22 protein-coding genes are annotated in these 22,411 nt (G+C 72.4%); 14 read left to right on the top strand and 8 right to left on the bottom strand.

Features of this window, described 5'->3' with window-relative positions; genetic code table 11:
* Positions 1–8: 8 nt before the first annotated feature.
* Positions 9–1,025 carry a glycerophosphodiester phosphodiesterase family protein gene (locus ACE3QY_RS17300; protein WP_374457288.1) on the bottom strand — a complete coding sequence of 339 codons (1,017 nt, stop codon included), beginning with the start codon at positions 1,023–1,025 and terminating at the stop codon, positions 9–11.
* 66 nt (positions 1,026–1,091) lie between these two features.
* Between ACE3QY_RS17300 and ACE3QY_RS17295 the strand changes: the two genes are divergently transcribed.
* From ACE3QY_RS17295 to ACE3QY_RS17275, 5 genes are read left to right on the top strand one after another with little or no spacing between them, the layout of a single operon-like run.
* On the top strand, positions 1,092–1,631 hold the full coding sequence (locus ACE3QY_RS17295) for a YbaK/EbsC family protein (RefSeq protein WP_374457287.1): 540 nt from the start codon (positions 1,092–1,094) through the stop codon (positions 1,629–1,631).
* Entirely contained in the window at positions 1,632–2,303 is a 672-nt protein-coding gene (locus ACE3QY_RS17290) for an alpha/beta hydrolase (RefSeq protein WP_374457286.1), read from the top strand.
* Between the two features lie 56 nt (positions 2,304–2,359).
* A complete protein-coding gene (locus ACE3QY_RS17285; RefSeq protein ID WP_374457285.1) occupies positions 2,360–4,078 on the top strand; it encodes an ABC transporter ATP-binding protein in 1,719 nt (572 codons plus the stop codon).
* Entirely contained in the window at positions 4,075–5,823 is a 1,749-nt protein-coding gene (locus tag ACE3QY_RS17280; RefSeq protein WP_374457284.1) for an ABC transporter ATP-binding protein, read from the top strand. The genes ACE3QY_RS17285 and ACE3QY_RS17280 overlap by 4 nt, the downstream gene beginning before the upstream one ends.
* 17 nt (positions 5,824–5,840) lie before the next feature.
* Positions 5,841–6,788: a hypothetical protein gene (locus ACE3QY_RS17275; RefSeq protein WP_374457283.1), complete on the top strand. Its 948-nt coding sequence runs from the start codon at positions 5,841–5,843 to the stop codon at positions 6,786–6,788.
* A gap of 95 nt (positions 6,789–6,883) precedes the next feature.
* Here the strand turns inward: ACE3QY_RS17275 and ACE3QY_RS17270 are convergent, their stop codons facing one another.
* On the bottom strand, positions 6,884–7,201 hold the full coding sequence (locus tag ACE3QY_RS17270; protein WP_374457282.1) for a hypothetical protein: 318 nt from the start codon (positions 7,199–7,201) through the stop codon (positions 6,884–6,886).
* Between the two features lie 143 nt (positions 7,202–7,344).
* Here ACE3QY_RS17270 and ACE3QY_RS17265 point away from each other — a divergent pair, with 143 nt between their 5' ends.
* Positions 7,345–11,583, top strand: coding sequence for a BTAD domain-containing putative transcriptional regulator (locus tag ACE3QY_RS17265; protein ID WP_374457281.1), 4,239 nt, complete (start codon positions 7,345–7,347; stop codon positions 11,581–11,583).
* Positions 11,584–11,589: 6 nt separating this feature from the next.
* On the opposite strand, the gene ACE3QY_RS17260 is transcribed toward ACE3QY_RS17265, so the two are convergent.
* Positions 11,590–12,102, bottom strand: a complete 513-nt coding sequence (locus ACE3QY_RS17260) for a Gmad2 immunoglobulin-like domain-containing protein (RefSeq protein ID WP_374457280.1) — start codon at positions 12,100–12,102, stop codon at positions 11,590–11,592.
* Between the two features lie 51 nt (positions 12,103–12,153).
* Here ACE3QY_RS17260 and ACE3QY_RS17255 point away from each other — a divergent pair, with 51 nt between their 5' ends.
* From ACE3QY_RS17255 to ACE3QY_RS17245, 3 genes are read left to right on the top strand one after another with little or no spacing between them, the layout of a single operon-like run.
* Positions 12,154–13,194, top strand: coding sequence for an LLM class F420-dependent oxidoreductase (locus ACE3QY_RS17255; protein WP_374457279.1), 1,041 nt, complete (start codon positions 12,154–12,156; stop codon positions 13,192–13,194).
* A 4-nt stretch (positions 13,195–13,198) separates the two neighbouring features.
* Positions 13,199–14,074, top strand: coding sequence for an oxygenase MpaB family protein (locus ACE3QY_RS17250; protein ID WP_374457278.1), 876 nt, complete (start codon positions 13,199–13,201; stop codon positions 14,072–14,074).
* Positions 14,067–15,215 (top strand): acyl-CoA dehydrogenase family protein, encoded by a 1,149-nt coding sequence (locus tag ACE3QY_RS17245; RefSeq protein ID WP_374457277.1) that lies wholly within the window; start codon positions 14,067–14,069, stop codon positions 15,213–15,215. The genes ACE3QY_RS17250 and ACE3QY_RS17245 overlap by 8 nt, the downstream gene beginning before the upstream one ends.
* Here ACE3QY_RS17245 and ACE3QY_RS17240 read toward each other — a convergent pair whose 3' ends face one another.
* The gene (locus ACE3QY_RS17240; protein WP_374457276.1) at positions 15,216–16,094 is read right to left on the bottom strand and encodes an alpha/beta fold hydrolase; all 879 of its coding nucleotides are present in this window, start codon (positions 16,092–16,094) and stop codon (positions 15,216–15,218) included. It abuts the gene before it with no gap.
* A gap of 75 nt (positions 16,095–16,169) precedes the next feature.
* On the opposite strand from ACE3QY_RS17240, the gene ACE3QY_RS17235 reads away from it, so the two are divergent.
* From ACE3QY_RS17235 to ACE3QY_RS17225, 3 genes are all read left to right on the top strand, one after another.
* Positions 16,170–16,535: an HNH endonuclease gene (locus ACE3QY_RS17235; protein WP_374457275.1), complete on the top strand. Its 366-nt coding sequence runs from the start codon at positions 16,170–16,172 to the stop codon at positions 16,533–16,535.
* Positions 16,536–16,648: 113 nt separating this feature from the next.
* The gene (locus ACE3QY_RS17230) at positions 16,649–16,864 is read left to right on the top strand and encodes an amphi-Trp domain-containing protein (protein WP_374457274.1); all 216 of its coding nucleotides are present in this window, start codon (positions 16,649–16,651) and stop codon (positions 16,862–16,864) included.
* 48 nt (positions 16,865–16,912) lie between these two features.
* Positions 16,913–17,707, top strand: a complete 795-nt coding sequence (locus tag ACE3QY_RS17225; protein ID WP_374457273.1) for a DinB family protein — start codon at positions 16,913–16,915, stop codon at positions 17,705–17,707.
* Here the strand turns inward: ACE3QY_RS17225 and ACE3QY_RS17220 are convergent.
* The 4 genes from ACE3QY_RS17220 to ACE3QY_RS17205 form a co-directional block, all read right to left on the bottom strand.
* Complete coding sequence (locus ACE3QY_RS17220) at positions 17,704–17,985, bottom strand: hypothetical protein (protein ID WP_374457272.1); 282 nt, start codon at positions 17,983–17,985, stop codon at positions 17,704–17,706. The genes ACE3QY_RS17225 and ACE3QY_RS17220 overlap by 4 nt on opposite strands.
* Before the next feature lie 92 nt (positions 17,986–18,077).
* Positions 18,078–18,515 carry an N-acetyltransferase family protein gene (locus ACE3QY_RS17215; protein ID WP_374457271.1) on the bottom strand — a complete coding sequence of 146 codons (438 nt, stop codon included), beginning with the start codon at positions 18,513–18,515 and terminating at the stop codon, positions 18,078–18,080.
* Between the two features lie 17 nt (positions 18,516–18,532).
* Positions 18,533–18,730, bottom strand: a complete 198-nt coding sequence (locus ACE3QY_RS17210) for a hypothetical protein (protein WP_374457270.1) — start codon at positions 18,728–18,730, stop codon at positions 18,533–18,535.
* Positions 18,731–18,739: 9 nt separating this feature from the next.
* Positions 18,740–19,576, bottom strand: coding sequence for an arylamine N-acetyltransferase (locus ACE3QY_RS17205; RefSeq protein ID WP_374457269.1), 837 nt, complete (start codon positions 19,574–19,576; stop codon positions 18,740–18,742).
* 108 nt (positions 19,577–19,684) lie between these two features.
* Between ACE3QY_RS17205 and ACE3QY_RS17200 the strand changes: the two genes are divergently transcribed.
* Both ACE3QY_RS17200 and ACE3QY_RS17195 read left to right on the top strand, forming a co-directional pair.
* The gene (locus ACE3QY_RS17200; RefSeq protein WP_374457268.1) at positions 19,685–21,538 is read left to right on the top strand and encodes a long-chain fatty acid--CoA ligase; all 1,854 of its coding nucleotides are present in this window, start codon (positions 19,685–19,687) and stop codon (positions 21,536–21,538) included.
* Complete coding sequence (locus ACE3QY_RS17195) at positions 21,535–22,377, top strand: glycerophosphodiester phosphodiesterase family protein (RefSeq protein ID WP_374457267.1); 843 nt, start codon at positions 21,535–21,537, stop codon at positions 22,375–22,377. The genes ACE3QY_RS17200 and ACE3QY_RS17195 overlap by 4 nt, the downstream gene beginning before the upstream one ends.
* Positions 22,378–22,411: the final 34 nt, after the last annotated feature.

Raw genomic sequence — 22,411 nt, 5'->3', positions numbered from 1 at the left:
CGTGCCTGTCATCCGGAAGGCCGCACCTCGCGCAGCGCCGCGAGCGCTGCCTCCGGGTGGTCGGTGATCACCCCGTCCACCCCCGCCGCGAGCAGCGCGCGGACCTCGGCCGCCATGTCCCCGAGCGCGTCGGGGGCCTCGCCGTGGCGGAGGTTGCTGGGCAGGAAGCGGTTCTCCCCGCGGACGGTCCACACGTGCACGGTCAGGCCACGGCGGTGCGCCTCGCGGACCAGTGTGGACGGTGCGTCGATCGCTCCCCAGGGGTCGCGCGGCAGCACCAGCGACGTGTGCGGGCCGATGCCGTCGGCGTACTCGTCGATGCCGTCCAGCAGCTCGTCGGTGACGCGCTCGCCGGCCTCGAGGAGCTGCACGATCGGCAGTCGGGTGCGGGCAGCCAGGCGGCGCAGGACGGCGTCCTCGAACGACATGAGGACCACGCGCGCCCACGGATGGTCGAGCCCGTGCCGGGCCAGGTCGCGCAGCAGCGGGACGTCGAGCGGCAGCCCGGCCGCGTCGTGGTGGGCGGCGTGCTTGAGCTCGAGCAGCACGCCGACCGGTCTCCCACGGCGGAGCGACTCCGCGCCCACCATGGCCAGCACCTCGGTGAGCGTGGGGACGCCCTCCGCGCCGTCGTACGCCGTGTTGCCGGGGCGGGTGACCGGCATCCGCTCGCGCGTGGCGAGCGTCTTGAGCTGGGCGAGGGTGAGGTCCTGCACGAACCACCCGCGCTGGGCCACCCCGTCGACGGTGCGGGTGCGGCGGAGGTGGCCGAGGTCGGCACGCGACGCCACGTCGGTCGTCGTGCTGAGCTCGAGGTCGTGCCGGGCGACCAGGACGCCGTCGCGCGTGGCGACGAGGTCCAGCTCGATGTCGTCGACGCCCATCCGGATGGCGGTCCGGTAGGCGTCGAGGGTGTGCTCGGGACGGTGCCCGCTGGCGCCGCGGTGCGCAACCACGGCGGGCGTGAGGACCAACGACGGGGCCACACCCTCCCAGGCTCTGGGCGCCTCGCGGGTCACCGTCATGGTCCGAGCGTGCACGGCCCGCAGGACCGGCCGGTGACGCGTGGGTGAATGACGCATGATGGCCGCGTGACGCTCCCCTTCCCGACCCTGACCTCGCTCCCCGCGACGGCCCACCCCGACAAGGTCGCCCCGCCGGTCGCCGAGGCGCTGGCCGGGTGGCCGGGCGCCGCGGAGGTCGCGGTCGTCGAGATCGACCCCGACCTCGCCGACACGGCCGCGATGAGCGAGGCCTACGACATCCCGATGACCGCGAGCGGCAACTGCGTGGTCGTCGCCGGAGCCCGGGCCGGTGACGAGCGGATCGCGGCCTGCGTCGTGCGCGCCGACACCCGCGCCGACGTCAACACCCTCGTGCGCAAGATGCTCGACGTCCGCAAGGCGTCGTTCCTGTCGATGGACCGTGCGGTCGAGGAGACCGGGATGGAGTACGGCGGCATCACGCCCGTGGGCCTGCCCGAGGGGTGGCGGGTGCTGGTCCACGAGGCGCTGCTCGAGGAGCCCGTCGTCGTGGTCGGCAGCGGTGTGCGCACCTCCAAGCTCCTGGTGCCGGGTCGACTGCTGGCGGACCTGCCGGGCGCCGAGGTCGTGCCCGACCTGGGGCGCTGAGTGAGCAGCGCGCGGCTGGTCCCCGTCCGTACGCCCGCCGACCCCGAGGGGGTCGTGCTGGTGCTGCACGGCGGTGCGAGCCGGGGCGAGCGGATGATGGTCAGCCCCGCCCAGCTCTCGGTGCTGCGGATGGTCCCCGTCGCGCGGCGGATCGCCCGGGCTGGCGGGTCCCGGCTGGCGGTCCACCGGCTCCTCAACACCCACCGCGGCTGGGACTCGCGGACCACGCCCGTGATGGACGTGGCGTACGCGCTCGAGCAGGTCACCGAGCAGCACGGCGCACTCCCGGTGGCCCTGGTCGGCCACTCGCTCGGCGGGCGGGCCGCGCTGCTCGCCGGTGGCGACCCCCGGGTGCGCAGCGTCGTGGCGCTCAACCCGTGGGTGCTGCCGACCGACCGGGCGGACCTGCGGGGCACCCAGGTGCTCGTCGTGCACGGCACCGCCGACCGCGTCGCGCTGCCCGGCCGCTCGGCCGACCTGGCGCGGCGCCTGGCCGAGCACACGTCACTGGGCTACGTCGCCGTCCAGGGCGCGCGGCACGCCATGCTGCGGCAGGGTCGCACCTTCGAGACCTACGCCGCCGAGTTCGTCGCCGCGACCCTGCTGGGCGTCCCGCCGCGGTCGCGCGCGGTCTCCGCGGTGCTCGACGGGGCGTCGTACGTCGAGGCCTGACCGGTCGGTCGGAAAAGGATTCGTCCCCGACGGGACCCGAAATCTAGGCTTGGCCGGTGCGCAGCCTCCCCGTCCCCGATCCCGGAGTGGCGGACCACCGCACACCGGGTCGCTTCCTGCTCTGGATGGCCCGCAGACAGTGGCAGACGCTCGCCGGCGGCATGCTCTTCGGCGTCCTGTGGGGCGCCGCACAGGCCGTGATGCCGGCCGCCCTCGGCCGCGCGATCGACCTCGGCGTCGCCGCGAAGGACACCTCGCAGCTCCTCTACTGGGCGGGCGTGATGCTCTGCGTCGGCCTGGTCCAGGCGGTCAGCGGGATCATGCGGCACCGCTTCGCGGTGACCAACTGGCTGATCGCCGCCTACCGCACCGTCCAGATCGTGACCCGGCAGACGGTCCGCCTCGGCGGGACCCTGCCGCGCAAGGTCTCGACCGGCGAGGTGGTGGCGATCGGGACGAGCGACCTGTCGCACCTCGGCGGGCTGATGGACATCTCCGCGCGCTTCACCGGCTCGATCGTGTCGTTCTTCCTGGTCGCCTTCCTGCTGCTGCGCACGTCGGTGACGCTGGGCCTGGTGGTGCTCGTCGGTGTGCCGCTCCTGATGGTCGTCGTCGGGCCGCTCCTCAAGCCGCTGCAGGCGCGCAGCGCCCACCAGCGACACCTGATGGGTGCGCTGGCCAACACCGCCAGCGACATCGTGGGCGGCCTGCGCGTGCTGCGCGGGATCGGCGGCGAGCAGGTCTTCCTCGACCGCTACCGCCGCGAGTCGCAGAGCACCCGGCGCGCCGGCGTCCAGGTCGCGCGCGTGCAGTCGGTCCTCGACGCGCTGCAGGTGCTGCTGCCCGGCATCTTCGTGGTGGTCGTGGTCTGGCTGGGTGCGCGCACCGCGGTGTCCGGGCAGATCACCGCCGGCGAGCTCGTCGCCTTCTACGGCTACGCCGCCTTCCTGATGCTGCCGTTGCGCACGGCCACGGAGTTCGCCAACAAGTACATCCGCGCCCACGTCGCCGCCCGCCGCGTCTGCACCGTGCTCGCGCTCGAGCCCGACGTGGTCGACCCCGCCTCCCCAGCCGCCTCCCCGCCGGTCGGGAGCGTGCTGGCCGACGCCCGCTCCGGGCTGCGCGTCGAGCCCGGGCGGATGGTGGCGATCGTCAGCGACCAGCCGGACGACTCGGCCGCGCTCGCGGACCGCCTCGGCCTGTGCGCGGCTCCCGTCGACGACGACGTGACGCTGGGTGGCGTACGCCTCACCGCGTTGGCGCGCGAGGAGGTCCGGCGCCGGATCGTCGTGTCCGACACGAGCAGCCAGCTGTTCAGCGGGCCGCTGGGTGCGGGTCTCGACGTGCGCGGTCGCGGCGGCGTGGACGCGGCGTTGCACACCGCCTCGGCCGAGGACGTGCTCGACGGCCTCACCGAGGGCCTCGACACGGTGGTCGCCGAGCGCGGCCGGTCCTTCTCCGGCGGCCAGCGGCAGCGACTGGTGCTCGCCCGGGCGCTGACCAGCGACCCGGAGGTGCTCGTCCTCGTCGAGCCGACGTCCGCCGTCGACGCCCACACCGAGGCCCGCATCGCGTCGCGGCTGCGCGCCCACCGGGCCGGCCGCACGACCGTGGTCACCACGGTCAGCCCGCTGCTGCTCGACACGGTCGACGAGGTCGCGCTGCTCGTGGAGGGGAAGGTCGTTGCCACGGGCACGCACGCCGGTCTGCTCGAGACCGACAGCACCTACCGCGGCATCGTCACCCGCGAGGTCGAGCCGGAGGTGGCGTCGTGAGCGTCGACACCCGGCTGCCCGTCGCCGACGCCGCGTCCGTACGCCGCTACGCGCGCGATCTCGCGCGCCGCCACCCGCGGATGCTCTGGTCCGCGGTCGGCCTCCACGTGCTCGCCGCCGCGGCCGGGCTGGCCGCACCCCGGCTGCTCGGCGGGCTGGTGCAGTCGGTCGAGGACGGCACCACGGTCTCCCACGTCGACCGGATCGCGCTGGTGCTGGCGGGCTTCCTGGTCGTCCAGACGGTGCTCACGCGCTTCGCCCGCTACCTCTCCCAGGTGCTCGGCGAGCAGGTGCTGGCCGAGCTCCGCGAGGACTTCGTCGGCAACGCCCTCGCGCTGCCGGTCGGCACGGTCGAGTCCGCCGGGTCCGGCGACCTGCTGACCCGCACCAGCCGCGACGTCGACCAGCTCGGCTGGTCGGTCCGCTGGGCGCTGCCCGAGTGGACCATCGCGGTCGTGACCGCGGTGCTGACCTTCGCCGCGGCGCTGTCGGTGGGCTGGTGGGTGTTCCTCCCCTGCCTGCTCGCGCTGCCGCCGCTGGTGACCGGGCTGCGGTGGTACCTCCGCCGCGCCCGCCCCGGCTACGAGCGCGAGTCGGCGTCGTACAGCCAGATCACCACGACGCTCGCCGAGACCGTCGAGGGCGCCCGCACGGTCGAGGCACTGGGGATCGGCGGCGACCGGGTCGCGAGCGCCGACGCGGACTGCAAGGCGTCGTACGACGCGGAGCGCTACACGCTGCGGCTGCGCACGGTGTTCTTCCCGTCGATGGAGATCGCCTACCTGCTGCCGGTGGTCGGCACGTTGCTCTTCGGTGGCTGGCTCTACACGCGGGGCGAGGTGTCGCTGGCCGAGGTGACGGCGGCGACGCTCTACGTCCAGATGCTCATCGACCCCGTCGACCGGATCGTGGCGATCCTCGACGAGCTGCAGATGGGCGCGGCCTCGCTGGCGCGGCTGCTCGGGGTGGGCCAGGTGCCCGACGACCGCGAGGTCAGCGGCGCGGTGCCGGCCGACGAGAAGCTCGACGCCGAGGACGTGCGCTTCTCCTACATCGAGGGCCGCGACGTGCTGCACGGCGTCGACCTCGACGTCGGCGTCGGCGAGCGGATCGCGATGGTGGGCCCGTCGGGCGCCGGCAAGTCGACGCTCGGCCGCCTGCTAGCAGGCATCCACCCGCCCCGCACCGGTCGCGTCACCGTCGGCGACGTCGGGCTCGTCGAGCTGCCGCTGGACGACCTGCGCGGCCACGTCGCGCTGGTCACCCAGGAGCACCACGTCTTCGTCGGCACGCTGCGCGAGAACGTCGTGCTCGCGCGACCGGGCTCGTCGGACGCGGCGATCTCGGCGGCACTCGAGGCCGTGGACGCCCTCGAGTGGGTCTCCGCGCTGCCCGAGGGCCTCGACACGGTCGTCGGGTCGGGCGGTCGCTCGTTGACGCCTGCCCAGGCCCAGCAGGTCGCGCTCGCCCGCCTGGTGCTGGCCGACCCGCACACGCTCGTGCTCGACGAGGCCACGTCCCTTATCGACCCGCGCGCGGCCCGGCACCTCGAGCGCTCGCTCGCGGCAGTGCTGGAGGGACGTACGGTCATCGCGATCGCGCACCGGCTCTTCTCCGCCCACGACGCCGACCGCGTCGCCGTCGTCGAGGACGGCGTGATCTCCGAGTTCGGCTCGCACGACGACCTCGTCGCCGCCGGTGGCTCCTACGCCGCGCTCTGGGAGTCGTGGCACGGCAAGGGCTGATGCACCATGCTCGCTCCATGACGAGACGGGGGTACGTCGCCGGGGCGCTGGGCGTGCTCGTGCTGGTCCTCGTCGCCCTCACCGTCGTGCCGCGGGTGCTGGACGGCGACGGCGACGTGGCGGTGGAGCCGTTGTCCGCCGACGACTTCTACCGGGTCGACGGCGAGCTCACGTGTGACACCGACGTCAAGGAGGTGCCGGTCCTGCCGCTCGAGGCCGAGCCGGTGGCGCTGCTGGTCTGCGCCAACCCGGAGAGCTCGCTGCCCTGGACCGCGCCGACCGACCTGGTCGAGGGCGACCTCTCCGACCTCGTCGACCGCCTCGCGAACCTCGAGGCCACGCCCGACGAGCCCTACGACTGCACGATGCAGGCGGGACCGTCGTACGACCTGGTGCTCCGCTTCTCGCGGGGCCGGGTGGCGAAGGTGCACGGCGACACCGGGGGCTGCGGCACGGTGGGCGTCGCGTCCGGGGAGTGGTTCGGCGCCCAGGACGTGCTCGACACTGCCCTGGCCCTGGTGGAGCAGCAGCGCGACGGCCGGACGCCGGCGGCGGCGTCGACCACGGGACTGACCTGCGACGGAGTCCTCGGCGGTCAGCAGCCGGCGCTGTCCCTCACGGGCGACGCCGCCGACCTCGTGACGATGGTGTCGTGCTGGCAGCCGAACGCCCGGAAGGTCGGGAGCTGGAGGCAGGCGGTGGTCCCTCCACGAGACGTGCGGATCCTGACCAGCGACCTCGCCGCGTCGGCCTCGACCCGACTCGACCCGATGGACCTCCGGTGCGTCGGCGGGCTGGAGCGCCACTACCTCCAGCACCTCGTGGGCCGGACGGCGTGGGGTGACCTGCTCATGGTGCCGGGCGAGTGCCGTCGCTTCATCGTGGGCATGCTGACGGACGACCCGCCGCCGATCTGGCACCCCTCGCCCCGCGCCCAGCGGGTGCTCGACCGCCTCCGCCGCTGACGGCGTACACGTGTCCGAGATGTCGCCCTTGGTACGCCTCGCCGGGGGCGACGTCTCGGACACGTGTGGCTGTCGGACCCGAGACCCGTCGACGGTCAGGGGAGGTAGTCGGGCGCGGGGCGTCCGCGACCGCCCTCGTGGCGGTCAGCCGGCCGGCGCAGGAGCGTCTCGCACACCGGGTGCTCCCACCCGGCGACGGTGTTCCAGTCGGGACGCGCGAGGTAGCAGGGCCGCTCGACCACGGTCGACGGCTCGGTGACCGCAGGACCGGTGGCGGGCGGCTCGACGGGAGCCACGGTGCTCGTGGCGGGGACAGCGAGGATGGCGGTGATGGCCGCCGTGCCGAGGACGCCCCCGGTGGCGGGGAGCCACCACCAGCGGCGTGAGTCGGCGGCGAGGGAGTAGGTGTTCATCTCGAGCTCCTTGGTGGGTGCCGGACCCCGGTGGCCCGACGTCCACCACGCTGCGACCGGCCGGTATCCGCGCGGTCCGGTCCCGGTATCGATCCGGTATCCGCTCCGTTGACGGCCGTCCCCCGCGGGTGGACCTTGGGAGCGTGGGCATCCAGGTCCTCGGCCCTCTGGTCGTGGACGGCTCGGGACGCCTCGGCCCACGGGACCGCGCCGTTCTCCAGGCCCTCACCGTCAGGCAGGGCGGATCCGTCGCGGCCGACGAGCTCACCGACGCGGTCTGGGGCGACCACCCGCCGGCGTCCGCGCACAAGAACCTCCAGTCGTGCGTCGTCCGGCTGCGCAAGGCACTGGGCGCCGACGCGATCGAGACCACTTCCGAGGGATATCGGCTCGGGATCCCAGCCGAGGACATCGACAGCAGGCACTTCGAGACGCAGGTCGCGCGGGGTCGCGAGCTGTTGGAGCTCGGGGAGGCCGACCGGGTCGTGTACATCCTGGAGGAGGCGCTGCGGCTGTGGCGTGGCCAGCCGTTCCCGGACCTGCCGGAGTGGCCGCTCGCCCGGCGGGAGGCGGGCCGGCTGGAGGAGCTCCGACGCGACGCCGAGGAGCTGCTGCTCGACGCCCAGCTGAGGCGGGGTCGGGCGCGCGAGGTCCTGCCACGCGCCCACGAGATGGTGCGAACCGCTCCCCTGCGCGAGCGTCGCTGGGAGCTGCTCGCCCTCGCCCAGTACCGCACGGGCGCGCAGGGCGAGGCCCTCCGCTCCATCCGGCAGCTGCGCGCAGTGCTCGCGCGGGAGCTCGGGATCGATCCTTCGCCGGAGATGGCGGCGCTCGAGCAGTCGATCCTCACCCAGGACCCCTCGCTCCGGCACGACACCGAGGCCCCTCCCCCGTCGACCAGCTGCCCGTGGCAGGGCCTCCAGGCGTACGACGTCGCCGAGTCCGACCGCTTCTTCGGTCGCGAGGCGGAGATCGAGGCCGGGCTGGAGATCCTCGCCGGCCAGCGCATGCTGGCCCTCGTCGGTCCGTCCGGCTCCGGCAAGTCGTCGCTCATGCGCGCCGGCATCGGCGCCCGCCTCCAGCAGCGGGGCACGAGGTGCGCGACGATCAGCCCGGGTCGCTACCCGACCCGGGCGCTGGGGCACGTGCAGCCCCTCCACACAGGCGACGCCCTGCTCGTCGACCAGGCCGAGGAGCTCTTCACCCTGTGCGAGGACCCGGACGAGGCACGCGCGTTCCTCGACCTCCTGGTCGCGGAGGCGGCAGCGCGCCCGGTCGTGGTGGCGCTGCGCGCGGACCGGATGGCCGACCTGCCGACGTACCCGGCCTTCAGCCGGCTCGTCGAGCGCGGGCTGTACCTCGTCGGTGGACTGGACGAGGCCGGCCTGCGGTCAGCAGTCGAGGGACCGGCGAGGCAGGCCGGCCTCCTCCTCGAGCCCGGACTCGTCGACCTGCTCGTCACCGAGGTGCGGGACGACCCGGGCGCACTGCCTCTCCTCTCCCACGCGCTGCTGGAGACCTGGAAGCGGCGGGAGGGCAGCACCCTCACCGTCGACGGCTACCGGGCCAGCGGCGGGATCCACGGGGCGGTGGCGCAGTCCGCCGAGCTGTTGTACGCGCAGGTCGACCCCGGTCAGCGCGAGACGCTCCGTGCGCTGGTGCTGCGGTTGCTCTCGCCCGGTTCAGAGGGCGAGCCGGTGCGCACCAGGGTGCCGCGCCGCCTGGTCGGGAGCGACCCCGAGCACGCACAGCTCATCGAGATGCTCGTCGCCGCACGACTCGTCACCAGCGACGACGGCGTCCTCGAGATCACCCACGAGTCCCTCGCCCGCGCGTGGCCACGGCTTCGCGGCTGGCTGGAGGACGACGTCGACGGCCGCCGGATCCTCCACCACCTCAGCTCGACCGCCGACGCCTGGGAGACGCTGGGCCGACCGCCCAGCGAGCTCTACCGCGGCGTGCGCCTGACCCGGGCCCTGGACTGGTGGACGAGCACCGGGGCGACGCTCACACCGGTCGAGCGGGACTTCCTGGACGCCGCCCGGACGGAGGCAGAGGTCGAGGAACGCAGCGCTGCGGAACGTGTGCAGGCGCAGGCCCGGCTGATCCGACGCCTCCGGATCGTGCTGGGCGGAGCTGTCTTCCTCCTCGTCCTCGCCCTCGCTGCCGGCGGTGTGGCGGCCGTGCAGTCCGACCGAGCCAACGACAGCGCGGCGGAGGCGCGAGCGTCTGCCGAGACCGCTCACCGAGCCGCCGTTGCGGCCGACGCACGCCGGATCGGCAGTCGTGCGCAGCTGACGAACGACATCAGCCTCTCGCTGCTGCTGGCGGTGGCCGGCGTGCGCTTGTACGAGTCGCCGGAGACGCGCGTGAACCTGCTCGACGCACAGGACAGACGCTCAGCCTTGATTCGATCGGTGCCGGCCGGCGGCTCTCATGCGGCGAGCGTCATCGCCAGCCCGGACGGCCGCTGGATCGCCTCGTCGGACATTCGCGGCCAGCTGTACCTCTACGACGCCTCCAATGGGCGCATGCGGCGCAAGTACGACGCCAGTCGGGGCGGGGCCACGCTCTTGAGCGGTGTCTTCGGTCCCGACAGCCGGAGTCTCGCTGTCACGATCGAGGCGCCTGCAGCGTCCCGCGAGCCCATCCGCTTGCTGGACCCGCTCACGATGCAACCCATCGTCAGGCTCGCCTTCCCAGACCTCGGCAGCTTGTGGGCGTCCGACGTGCACTTCAGTCGCGACGGCCGATACCTGGCCGCGACGATGGTGGCGTTGCGACTGGTCCGAGGGTCCACCTCCCTCACACCATCCTTCGGACTGATCTGGGATCTCCGATCTCCGTCGGCTCCCCCGGTCCGTGTGCCGACCGGGGTGGACCTCGAGTCGCTCGCACTCAGCCCGGACGGAAGGACCCTGTACGCCGGCGGGTCGTTGACGGCGTACGACGTGGAGTCCGGCGAAGCGCTGTGGACCCGCCCCGACCTCGAGGTGTGGCAGCTCGAGATCAATGCCGCCGGAACCGTGCTGGCTCTGGCGGACGGGGTGCGCTCCAAGGATGTGCTTCTGGTGGACGCCTCGACCGGGGCAACCATCACGAGGTTGCGTGGTGACGCGGCCAGGATCATCGACCTGCAGCTCTCTCCGGACGGCACGCTGTTGGGTTCGCTGTACCTCGATGGCGAGCTCGTCGTCTGGGACCCGACGACGGGTCGCCGCCTGCACGAGCTGGACACGCTGCATGCGTACGGCTTCGCCTTCAGCCCGGACAACCGCCTGGTCCACAGCGGGGGCCCGGACGCGATGCTGCGCACCTGGGACCTCCTCGGCACGGACAGCTACGTGTCGTACACGATGAAGGCAGACCGGAAGGCTTACGTCCATGCCGACGTCTCGCCGGACGGGCGGCACGTCGCCTACAGCTGGCTCGACGACCGCGGCACCGGATGGGTCCGCTTCGTGGACGTCGTGGCACGAACCGCGACCCGCGCGACACCCGTGCCCCTGGATCGCGACCCTCGCTGGGCGAGCGGCGCGTGGCACCCAGCCGGTGGCGAGTACGTGGCGTACTGCCCGGTCATGTGCGCCGGCGGTGGCCGCCCCGTGTGGATCGACCCGGTCACCGGGCGCGCTCGGCGCGGACCCACCCTCAGAGGTACGCGTGCTCTCTCGCTGGCCTACGTCGACGGAGGTCGCAGCCTCCTCGCAGGGCTCGCGGACTTCACGACAACGGTCGTCGACGCGCACTCGCTGCGCCGACGCGTTGCCCGCATGGCGGTGGCAGCGGACTGTTGTGTCGCCCCCGTCGGGGACGGGCGAACCGCGGTCGCCTTCGAGTTCACGCGCGAGGACGCAGGCCGTACGCAGTGGCGGGAGATCGACGTCAGGTCCGGGAAGGTCGGAGGCCGAGGACGTGTCGACCTCCTGGTCCACACCTCGGCGGTCTCCCCGGACAGCTCGACCGTCGCTGTCGCCGGTGACACCGGAGAGATCGTGACGATCCGCCTCGCCACCGGCGAAGAACGACGTTCCACGCCACTGTCGCCCGTGTACTGGCTCAGCTACTCCGACGACGGTGAGCTGCTGGTGTCGGGTGCCGCGAACGGTGGCGTGAGCCTGTGGGATGCCACGACGCTGGACCTGCTCGGCACTATCTATCCACCGCACGAGGGGGATCCCATCCCTTCCGGCGCCCAGTTCATCGGCGACACCCACGACGTGGTGATCGCGTCGTACGACGGCAGCGTCTACCGCTGGGAGACCGACCTCGAGCGGGCCCTGGACTTCGCGTGCCAGATGGCCGGACGCGACCTCACCGAACAGGAGTGGGCGCAGTACCTGCCCGAACAGCCCTACCAGTCCGTCTGCCCGCAGGACTGAGCCATCTCAGTCCTTCTGCGGGACCCGGAGTCGCTGACCTACGCGGATCACGTCGGGATCGGTGATCCTCGGGTTCGCCGCCACGACCTGGGCGACCGTCGTACGGGTGAAGGGGCGCAGCTTGCGCACGATCGAGGTGAGCGTGTCGCCGGCCTCGACGCGGTAGAGCAGCCAGCCGCGCAGCTCGGCGAACATGATCACCTCGACCTCCTGCGTGTTGAAGCCCGGGCTGGGGCCCTCGTCGGGCAGGCCGGGGTTGTCCCCGAAGACCTGCACGGTGAGGCGGGTGCCGTCGCGGGGCGGGTTCGGCACGGTGACGCGGGTGGCGAACTCCCCGACGCCCGCCATGCCACCGGCCGACTGCGCCGAGTCCTCGGCGAGCACCCGGCCGCGCGAGTCGAGAACCCGGATGCCGATGGTCCCCTCGAAGCCGTTGCCGACACCGGCGACGACGAACTTCCGCGCGACCAGGTCGTGCTTCGCGGGCTGGCGGACCCGCACCTCGGTGATCAGTCCCATGCGCCACTATCGCCCTTGCCATCGTGACAGTTCCACTGTCACGATTGAGGCATGCGTCTCGCCACCCTCCTGATGTACGACGGCAACCCGCGCAACGCGGCCGACCAGGTGGTCGCCCTGGAGAAGGCCGGCCTCGACAGCGTGTGGGTCGCGGAGGCGTACGGCTTCGACTCCCCCACGCTGATGGGCTACCTCGCGGCGAAGACCGAGACGGTGAAGATCGGCTCGGGCATCCTCAACATCTACTCACGCACGCCCGGCGCCCTGCTCCAGACCGCGGCCGGTCTCGACAACGTCAGCGGCGGTCGCGCCATCCTCGGCATCGGCGTGAGCGGACCCCAGGTGATCGAGGGCTTCCACGGCGTCCCCTACAGCAAGCCGATGGCCCGCACGGCCGAGGTCGTCGAGATCATCCGCAGCGGCCTCAAGCGCGAGCCACTGTCGGCCGACGGGGTCTTCCACCTTCCCCTCACCAAGGACGACGGCGCGATCACGGGCCTCGGCAAGCCGCTCAAGCTGCTGACCAAGCCGGAGCGCGACACCATCCCGATCTGGATCGCCGCCCTCGGCCCGAAGAACGTCGAGCAGACCGCGGAGATCGCCGACGGCTGGATCCCCCACCTGTTCCACCCCGAGAAGGCCCACCTGGTCTGGGGTGACGCGCTGGAGGCCGGCAACGCCAAGCGGCAGGATGGCCTCGAGCCGCTGCAGGTGATGGCCGGCGGCATGGTCGCCATCGGCGAGGGGCCCGACACCAAGGCGCTGCTCGACTTCGCGCGGCCGATCTTCGCCCTCTACGTCGGCGGCATGGGCGCCAAGGGCAAGAACTTCTACAACGACGTCGCCCGCGCCTACGGCTACGAGAAGGAGGCCGAGGAGATCCAGGACCTCTACCTCTCCGGCAAGAAGAAGGAGGCCGAGGCGCTCATCCCCACCGAGTGGCTGGAGGCGGCCAACCTCGTCGGCCCCGAGTCGTACGTCAAGGAGCGCATCGCGGCGTTCGAGGAGGCCGGCGTCACCGACCTCAACATCACCCCGGTCTCCGAGGACCCCGCCGCCACCGTGGCGCAGGTCAGGGAATGGGTGTCCTGAGCCCGTGCACGCGCCGGGTCGTCTCGACAACCTCCGCCGGATCCAGTCCCTGGACCCGGAGGTCGACCACGACGAGATCCTCCGGCTGACCGCGCGCTTCGAGTTCCCGTGGGACTACGTCCAAGGCACCGGCATCGCCTTCATGCGCGACTACGGCATCCCCTCGATCGCCGACCTGCTCGACCGCACCCGCGAGTTCGCCGACCACGGCGTCAAGCGCTACGACGACACCATCCTGATCGGAGACGAAGCCACGCTCGACGGCATCGACTCGCCGCGCTCGCACGCCGCGCTGCGCCGGCTCAACAAGATCCACGGCCACTACGACATCACCAACGACGAGTTCGCGTACGTCCTCGCCACCACGATCGTCGGCCCGGTCCGGTGGATCGAGGCCTACGGCTGGCGCCCGCTCGACCCCCACGAGCTGGTCGCGATCGCGAAGGTCACCACCCGCTTCGGCGAGCTGATGGGCATCCGCGACCTCCCCACGACGTACGACGGCTACCTCGCGCTGCTCGTCGACCACGAGCGGCGGCACTTCGCCCACACGCCGGCCGCCACCCGGCTCGCCGAGTCCTCGATCCGCATCGCGCGCGAGGTCGCTCCTCCTCCCCTGCGGCCGCTGCTGCGCCGGGTGACGATCGCAGTGATGGACGAGCCGCTGCGCGAGGCGCTCGGGCTGCCGCGGCAGCCGGCCTGGTTCGTGCGCGCGGTGCGCGCCGGCCTGAAGGCCCGCGGCCGGCTGCTCCGCCTCGCCCCACCCCGCCGGACGGCGTACCGCCACCGGCCGACGACGTACCCCCACGGCTACCGCCTCGAGGACCTCGGTCCGCTGGCGATGCTCGACCACCTCAACGGGAAGAAGTCACATGCCTGACCGCCCCAGCATCCTCGAGCAGGAGCACGAGGACTTCCGCGCCGTCGCCCGCGCGTTCTTCGAGAAGGAGGTCGCGCCCCACCACGCCGCGTGGGAGGAGGCCGGCGTCGTGGACCGCGAGATCTGGCGCAAGGCCGGCGAGCGCGGGCTGCTGTGCTTCGACGTCGACGAGGCCTACGGCGGGCCGGGCATCAAGGACTTCCGCTACAACATGGTGCTCGCCGAGGAGTCGGCGCGGGCCGGCGCCTCGGGCCCCGGCTTCGCCGTGCACACCGACATCATCGTCCCCTACATCTCCTCCCTCGGCACCGAGGAGCAGAAGCAGCGGTGGCTGCCCGGCTGCGTGTCGGGCGAGATCGTGACTGCGATCGCGATGACCGAGCCGGGAGCCGGCTCGGACCTCCAGGGCATCCGGACGACGGCGGTCGACGCGGGCGACCACTACGTCCTCAACGGCTCGAAGACCTTCATCTCCAACGGCATCCTGTCCGACCTGGTGATCGTGGTCTGTCGCACCAACCCCGAGGCCGGCCACCAGGGCATCTCGCTGCTCGTCGTCGAGCGCGGGATGGAGGGTTTCGAGCGCGGCCGCAACCTCGACAAGATGGGCCTGCACGCTCAGGACACGGCGGAGCTGTCGTTCACCGACGTCCGCGTCCCGAAGGAGAACCTGCTCGGCGCGGAGGGCTCCGGCTTCATCTCCCTCATGGAGAACCTGCCCCAGGAACGGATCTCGATCGGCTGCATCGCGGTCGCGGCGATCGAGCACGTCCTCGACCTGTGCCTGGCGTACGCCAAGGAGCGCGAGGCGTTCGGCAAGCCGATCGGGAAGTTCCAGCACAACCGCTTCGTGCTGGCCGAGATGGCGACCGAGGCGCACATCGCCCGGGTCTTCATCAACGACTGCGTGCTGCGGCTCAACGCCGGCGAGGTCGACACCGCGCTGGCGTCGATGGCGAAGTGGTGGACCACCGAGCTGCAGAAGCGGGTCGTCGACGCCGGCGTGCAGCTGCACGGCGGCTACGGCTACATGAACGAGTACCCCATCTCCAAGGCCTACACCGACTCGCGGATCCAGACGATCTACGGCGGGACGACGGAGATCCAGAAGGAGATCATCGGCCGGATGCTCGGCCTCTGATCAACCGGCCAGGACCTCGCGCAACCGCTCGGCGAACTCGTCGGGCTTGCCCGTCTGGCCGAACTCGCCGCCGAGGAAGCCGTTGTGCCCGCCGGGGAAGACGACCGGCTCCTGCCCGAGCCTGGCCGCGACGGCGTGCGCGGCCCGTCCGGCGATCTCGCCGTCCTCCGGGCCTCCCGACTCCTCGCCGACGCCGAGCACGACGCGTGTCGGGGCAGCACCGATCGCGTCGAGGTCCGGCACACGCGTGCAGCCCCCGCCGCGCATGTTGGCCATCAGCCCGTCGTCGCGGGAGCCGTCGTCCTCCGTCGGCAGTCCGAACATCGCCGGGTCGGGCGCGGGCTCGTCGCCCGTCCAGGTGCCCCGATGCATGACCAGCCCGATGAACCGCGCCATCGCCGGCCCCATCCCCTCGCGGTCGTAGACGTCCACCAGGTCGTCGCACGCCTGGCCGATGGCGGCCCCGTCCGGCAGCAGCGCGGCCATCGGTGGCTCGTGCGCCACCAGGAGACGTACGTCGTCGGAGTGAGCGGCGACCAGGAAGAGCGAGTTGACCGCCGCACCGGAGGACGCGAAGACGTCCACCGGCCCCACGCCGAGCGCCTCGATGACCGCGTGCAGGTCCTCCGCGTGCTGCTCGGGGGTCACGGCCGCCGTCGGGTCCTCGCGCAGGCTGTGCCCGACGTTGCGCGGGTCGACCAGCACCAGCACCCGGTCGGGGATCCGGTCGGCCAGGCTGCCGAAGCCGGTGCCGTCCATCGGCGAGCCGCCCAGGAGCAGTGGCGGACGGTCGGGTGTCGCGTCGGCGATGTTGCCGCGGACGACGTAGCTGAGGGTGGCTCCGGGCACGTCGACGGTGTGGCGCTGGGATTCGGTCACGCGGCCAGCGTCCCACGCACCGCCGACATCGGGGAGCCCCCGATTCTCGGCAGCCGGCACGCCTACGCTGGCCTCATGGCCTCCCCGCACTCCCGGCGTGCGCGAGCGACGCGACGACGCAAGCGCCGGATGGCCGCGGTCACTCACGACCTGAGCACGGCCGAGTGGGCTGCCCTCCAGGCGGCCTGGGGCGGGTGTGCCTATTGCGGCGTGACCTGCACGCCGCTCCAGAAGGACTGCGTCCTCGCGATCTCGAGGGGTGGGCGCTACACGCTGCTCAACGTGGTCCCGGCGTGCCGGTCCTGCAACGCCAGCAAGTGCAACGACGAGGTCACCGGCTGGCTGCGGCGCAAGCGTCTGGACGAGCGCGCGTTCCTCGTCCGGTTCGCCGAGGTCCACGCCGAGGTCCAGGCCGGGCTCCGCGCGTCCTCCTTCGCCTGAACCTCCACGCGCCGCCACACGCAGCGGAGAGCCTCGGTCACATCGAACGGTCCCGATTCCCACCTGCTGGCTAGGTTCGAGGTGCACCCGCCCCACCGCGATCAGGAGACCCGATGGACCTCTTCGAGATGGACGAGACCCGCACCATGACCCGCGAGGACGCGGCCACCCGGCTGCGCGCCCTCGCCGACTCGCTGGCCAAGCACAACTCGATCGAGTTCTCGCGCGACGGCGGCCGGATCACCGTCGCCGTCCCCGACGAGGTCGCCCTCAAGGTCGAGGTCGAGCTCGGCGACTCCAACGAGGTGGAGATCGAGCTCACCTGGTGACCGCAGTTGCGGTCGCCGAATGTCCGCACCCGTCCCTACGGTGACCCCATGACCGACTTCACCGAGCAGGACCTCAGCGGCTCGACGTTCCAGCGGGTCGACCTCTCCGGATCGCGCCTGCGGGAGGTGCGCCTGACCGGTGCCACCATCCAGGACGCCGACCTCAGCGGGTTGCGCGTGCGCTCCGCCTGGCTCGACGGTGTCCGCATGATGGGCGTCGAGGCACCCGACCTCGAGATCTACGGCGCACTCGGCCGCGTCGTCGTCAACGGCGTCGACGTCGTGCCCCTGGTCGAGGCAGAGCTCAACCGCCGGATGCCCGAGCGCGCGCTGATGTCGCCGACCGACGTGGCCGGCTTCCGTCTCGCGTTCGAGACCCTCGACCGGCTGTGGGAGGGCACCGTCGAGCGCGCCCGTGCCCTGCCGGCCGAGCGGCTGCACGAGCGGGTCGACGGCGAGTGGTCGTTCGTCGAGACGCTGCGCCACCTCGGCTTCGCCCACGCCTGCTGGGTCTCCGGCGTCGTGCTGGCGGACCCGTCGCCCTGGCACCCCCTCGACCTGCCGTGGGACGAGGCGCCGACCTTCGAGGGCGTGCCGTGGGACCGCGACGTACGTCCTCCGCTCGAGGAGGTGCTCGAGCTCCGGGCGCAGCGGCGCGCGACCGTCGCCGCCGTGATCGCCGACCTCGACGACGACGGGCTCACCCGGCACGTCTCCTCGGCGACGCCGTTCATGGCCGAGGCCGACTCCTTGACGGTCGGCCGCTGCCTGGAGGTCGTCCTCAACGAGGAGTGGGAGCACCGCCTCTACGCCGAGCGCGACCTCGCCGCGCTCGCCACCTAGAGCTCCGTGTCCTCGGGGATCGCGCGGAGCACGCTCCACGTGCCGGCGTCGCGACCGACGACGACCCTGACCCCGTCGAGCCGGTCGAGCGAGGCGCGGACGTCGTCGACCTCGAGCCGTGCATCCACGGCGATGTCGGCGTCGCGCACGGGCACCGTCTGGTCCGGCCACTCCGCGGACGGCACCTGGAACGGGTCGAAGTCGGTCTGCGCGGCCGCCCACAGCTGCAGGGACGACTCGGCGACCATGTCGTCGATCGTGCTCTCGTCGGTTGCCATGTCCCCGAACCTACGCCGGGGCTCGAACATCTCCCGGCTCGGACGTCATACGGACGGGGCAACCGCTTGCCCTGTCCGTATGACGTCCCCACTCACTCGGGCAGGTGGAGGTCGATGAACGCGACCGTGTCCCCGTCGAGGACGTAGCGGTCGTGCTCGACGAACCCGCGGGCGAGGGCGAAGGCCAGGCCGTCGGCGTTGGACTCGAGCACGACGGTCTCGATCCGCCTCGCGCCGGTGGCACGCGCCTCGGCCAGCTCGGACTCCAGGTAGGCGGAGCCCAAGCCCCGACGACGGTGCTCCGGCAGGATCCGGACGATGACGGTCGCAACCCCGTCGGGATCCACGGGCGGCCGCACCGTGGCGTTGCCGACCAGCACGCCGGAGTCGTAGCCCAGCGTCAGGCGGTTGCGGGCCGACCTCTCCGCGACGTCGGCGGCCGACAGCGGGTCAGTGGGGATGATCGCGTTGTGGACCGCGCGCCACTCCTCGAGCAGGGGTACGGTCGCAATGACGATGTCGAGGGGCATGCGACACAGTCTGGGCGTCAGGCGTCCGGACCGCCCGGGCGGCGGGAGGGGCAGTCGTCGTTGGTGCACTCCCGCACGTCGACGGTGGGGTCACCCCCGCCCACGACGCCGTCGGTCGGACCAGCCGGCTCGCTGGTGTCGCCCGACGCTCCCGGGTTCGGGCGCAGTCGGACCTCCGAGCCGCAGACCGCGCAGTTCTCGTAGTCGCTGTACACGTGGCGACCCTAGCCAGCGGTGCGACGCCGCGCGTCCCAGTCGAGGAGCGCGTCGCGCTCCTCGACCGACAGGCCCACCTCCAGGGTGTCGAGCCACTCCCCCAGCTCACCGTTGGCCAGCGGCCGGTGCTCGGTCGGCCCGCCGGCGACACGGACGGTCAGGGTCTCGTGGGTCACCGTCACGTGGCGCCCGGGCAGGTGGCGGGTGACCATCAGCCCGGTCGTGAAGTGCGACCCGGGGAAGGTGCTGGTGAAGTGGTGCCCCATCGCCACGTCGACGGGGAGGACCTCCAGCTCGTCGGTCGTGTGGGCGACCTCCCAGCCGGCCTCCCTGAGCCGGTGCAGCGCCCACGCGCCCTCCGGCGTACGACGGACGCGGTAGCGCCAGCCGGGCAGGTGGTCGTCCTCGCCGCCGTCGACCAGCGGCACCGGCCGCAGCAGGCTCATCCCGAAGCCGGGGTCGCACAGCACCCGCGCCCCGTCCACGACGACCGAGACGGTCATGTGCGTGCGCGCCTGCTGGGTGCCGGCCGCCGGGTCGCCGACCCGGCCCAGGTGGCGGCGTACGTCGTAGCCCAGCCGATCCAGGACGGCGGCGAAGAGCGTGCTGTGCTCGAAGCAGTAGCCGCCGCGACCGCGGCCCACGAACTTCTCCTGCACCGCGTCGAGCCCGACACCCGAGTGCCGGCCGAGCAGCACGTCGACGTTGTCGAAGGTGAAGGCGCGGACGTGGGCCTCGTGCAGCGCGTCGAGCGTCGAGCGGGTCGCGGCCACCCGAGCCAGGCCGACGCGCGCGAGGTAGCCGTCGAGGTCCAGCCGGTCGACCTGCCACGGATCACCTGTCACCGGTCCATCCAAGCGCACCGACACCTAGCCAGCCCGCAGGCGCCGCGGCCATGATGTGACCCCCGCCACATGACCCGAGACATGTGCGAGACAGGTAGGAGACCCGAGATGGCGCACGAGATCCCCGCCGAGGTCGCGGCAGCCCGCGAGGAGTACGAGGCGCGCATCCTCGGCCTGCACATGCCGGCCACCGTCCGCCAGGCGGCCGGGAGGTTCGGTGACCAGCCCGCGTTCTCCGACCGGTTCGACGTGCCGGAGGGCGAGACCTGGTCGACGATCAGCTGGGCCGAGACCTGGGAGCGCACCCAGCAGGTGGCCGCGGCGCTGATCGACCTCGGCGTCGAGAAGGGCGACGCGGTGGCGCTGATGGCCTCCAACCGCACGCTCCACACGCTGGCCGACTACGGCTCGATGACCGCGGCGGCGGTGCCGATGTCGATCTACAACACGCTCGCCCAGGACCAGGTCGCCTTCATCGCCGGCGAGGCCCGTCCGGTCGTGGTGGTGCTCGAGGACCACGACCGCTTCCGGCGCTGGGAGCGCGCGCTGGCGGAGGTCGACTCGATCCGCCACGTCGTGATGTTCAGCGACGCCGACCGCGCCGACGACGACCGGGTGATGACGTGGGACGACTTCATCGCCCGCGGCGCCGACACCTCCGCCGTCGAGGCGCGGATGGAGCAGATCACCCCCGACCTGCCGGCCACGTACCTCTACACCTCCGGCACGACCGGCAACCCCAAGGGCGTCGTGCTCACCCACCACAACGTCATGTACGAAGCCGTCTCCACCCTCGACGCCGCCGGCCTCCAGGGCCAGCAGCGCACCATCAGCTACCTCCCCCTCGCGCACATCGCGGAGCGGGTGCTGGCGACGTACGGTCCTCCGTTCCTGGGCAGCCACGTGCACGCGATCCCCGACCCGGCCGGGCTGCTCGGCGCGCTCGGCGAGGTGCACCCGACGGCGTTCTTCGGCGTCCCGCGGGTGTGGGAGAAGATCAAGACCGGCATCTCGGCCAAGCTGGCCGAGGATCCCAACCCCGACAACCAGGCGATGGTCACCAACGCGATGGCCGCCGGCCTGGCGTGGACCCAGGCCCACGAGTACGGCAACGAGATGACGCCCGAGGTCGAGGAGGCCTACGCCAAGGCCGACGAGGCCATCCTCGGCTTCCTGCGGCTGCTGCTCGGCCTCGACCAGGTGAAGTGGGCAGCCAGCGCCGCCGCGCCGATGCCGCTGGAGGTCGCGAAGTTCATGGGCGGCCTCGGCCTGCAGGTGTACGACGTCTACGGCATGACCGAGACGACCGGCGCCTTCACCTCCAACGGCCCGGGCCACTTCAAGCTGGGCACGGTCGGGCGACCCAACCCCGGCATCGAGGTGCGCCTCGGCGAGGACAACGAGATCCTCACCCGCGGCCCGGTGAACACCCCCGGCTACCACCGCCAGGAGTCCGCCACCCGCGCCCTGATCGACGACGACGGCTGGATCCACACCGGCGACATCGGCACCGTCGACGACGACGGCTTCTACTCGGTCGTGGACCGCAAGAAGGAGCTGATCATCACCTCGGCCGGCAAGAACATCGCGCCCTCCAACATCGAGAACTACCTCAAGGAGTCCCCGATCGTCGGGCACGCGATGGCCATCGGCGACAACCAGCCCTACGTCGTCGCGATCCTCACCCTCGACGGCGAGATCGCACCGCTCGTCGCCGCGAAGATGGGCATCGAGTTCACCGACCTCGCCGACCTCTCCACCAAGCCGCAGATCCGCGCCATGGCGCAGGCAGCGGTCGACGCGGCCAACGAGCGGCTCTCCCGCCCCGAGCAGGTCAAGTCGTGGGAGCTGCTGCCGCACGAGTGGACCGCCGAGTCCGAGGAGCTCACCCCGACGCTCAAGCTCAAGCGGCGCGTGGTCAACGCGAAGTACTCCGACGTGGTCGACAGACTGTACGGGTGAGCAACCTGCGGACGTTCGACCTGCAGGCACACCGTGGCGGCGCCGGGCTCTGGCCCGAGAACACCCTGGAGGCCTTCGGTCGGGCGCTCGCCCTCGGAGTCTCGACGCTGGAGCTCGACGTGCACCTCACGGCCGAGGACGACGTCGTGGTCTGCCACGACCCCGCCATCGCCGACGCGCGGCTGATCCGCCAGCTGACCCGGGCCGACCTGCCGCCGACGATGCCGCTGCTGCGCCAGGTCGCGGCGCTGCTCGAGGAGCGTGGCGCCGACCCGGTGCGCATCAACCTCGAGATCAAGTACGACGCCCTCGACGCCGCGCAGCTCACCACGCGCGAGGCGTTCGTCGCGAAGGTCGTCGACGCGCTCCGGGTCGACGGGCTGGTCGGGCGCACCAGCATCCAGTGCTTCGACTGGGGCGTGCTGGCCCGCGTGGCCGAGGCCGAGCCGGCGCTGGCCCGCAACCTCCTCGTGTCGCCGAAGTACCTCAGGGCCAGCGGCGACGCGCCCTCGCCGTGGTTCGACGGGCTCGCGGTCGACGCCGACTTCGTGCGCACCGCCGCGGCGGAGGGGTTCACCGCGATCTCCCCCATCCACGGCTCGCCCTTCCTCGCCGGGGTGGAGGACCCGGCGTACAAGCCGTTCGCCTCCGCCGACCTCGTCGACCGCGCACACGCGGTCGGCCTGGCGGTCATCCCCTACGTCGTCGACGACGTGGCCACCCAGCGCCACCTGGTGCGGCTCGGGGTGGACGGGCTGATCACCAACCGCCCCGACCGGCTGCGGGGGGTGCTGGCGGCCGAGGGGCGCGAGCTGCCGGCGGCATTCGCGGGTGGCTAGGGGCAACCAACCCGCACCACCGAGCGTCTCCCGA

This window comes from Nocardioides sp., assembly GCF_041913365.1.
Classification (GTDB): Bacteria; Actinomycetota; Actinomycetes; order Propionibacteriales; family Nocardioidaceae; genus Nocardioides.
This window is presented reverse-complemented; position numbering and strand designations above follow the sequence as displayed.

Bases quoted from the DNA above. Each gene is read 5' to 3' on its own strand.
- ACE3QY_RS17225 (WP_374457273.1), top strand. From the start codon at position 16,913: ATGACCGACTTCACCGAGCAGGACCTCAGCGGCTCGACGTTCCAGCGG.
- ACE3QY_RS17200 (WP_374457268.1), top strand. From the start codon at position 19,685: ATGGCGCACGAGATCCCCGCCGAGGTCGCGGCAGCCCGCGAGGAGTAC.
- ACE3QY_RS17275 (WP_374457283.1), top strand. From the start codon at position 5,841: ATGACGAGACGGGGGTACGTCGCCGGGGCGCTGGGCGTGCTCGTGCTG.
- ACE3QY_RS17235 (WP_374457275.1), top strand. From the start codon at position 16,170: ATGGCCTCCCCGCACTCCCGGCGTGCGCGAGCGACGCGACGACGCAAG.
- ACE3QY_RS17220 (WP_374457272.1), bottom strand. From the start codon at position 17,985: ATGGCAACCGACGAGAGCACGATCGACGACATGGTCGCCGAGTCGTCC.
- ACE3QY_RS17255 (WP_374457279.1), top strand. From the start codon at position 12,154: ATGCGTCTCGCCACCCTCCTGATGTACGACGGCAACCCGCGCAACGCG.
- ACE3QY_RS17245 (WP_374457277.1), top strand. From the start codon at position 14,067: ATGCCTGACCGCCCCAGCATCCTCGAGCAGGAGCACGAGGACTTCCGC.
- ACE3QY_RS17270 (WP_374457282.1), bottom strand. From the start codon at position 7,201: ATGAACACCTACTCCCTCGCCGCCGACTCACGCCGCTGGTGGTGGCTC.
- ACE3QY_RS17260 (WP_374457280.1), bottom strand. From the start codon at position 12,102: ATGGGACTGATCACCGAGGTGCGGGTCCGCCAGCCCGCGAAGCACGAC.
- ACE3QY_RS17300 (WP_374457288.1), bottom strand. From the start codon at position 1,025: ATGACGGTGACCCGCGAGGCGCCCAGAGCCTGGGAGGGTGTGGCCCCG.
- ACE3QY_RS17215 (WP_374457271.1), bottom strand. From the start codon at position 18,515: ATGCCCCTCGACATCGTCATTGCGACCGTACCCCTGCTCGAGGAGTGG.
- ACE3QY_RS17230 (WP_374457274.1), top strand. From the start codon at position 16,649: ATGGACCTCTTCGAGATGGACGAGACCCGCACCATGACCCGCGAGGAC.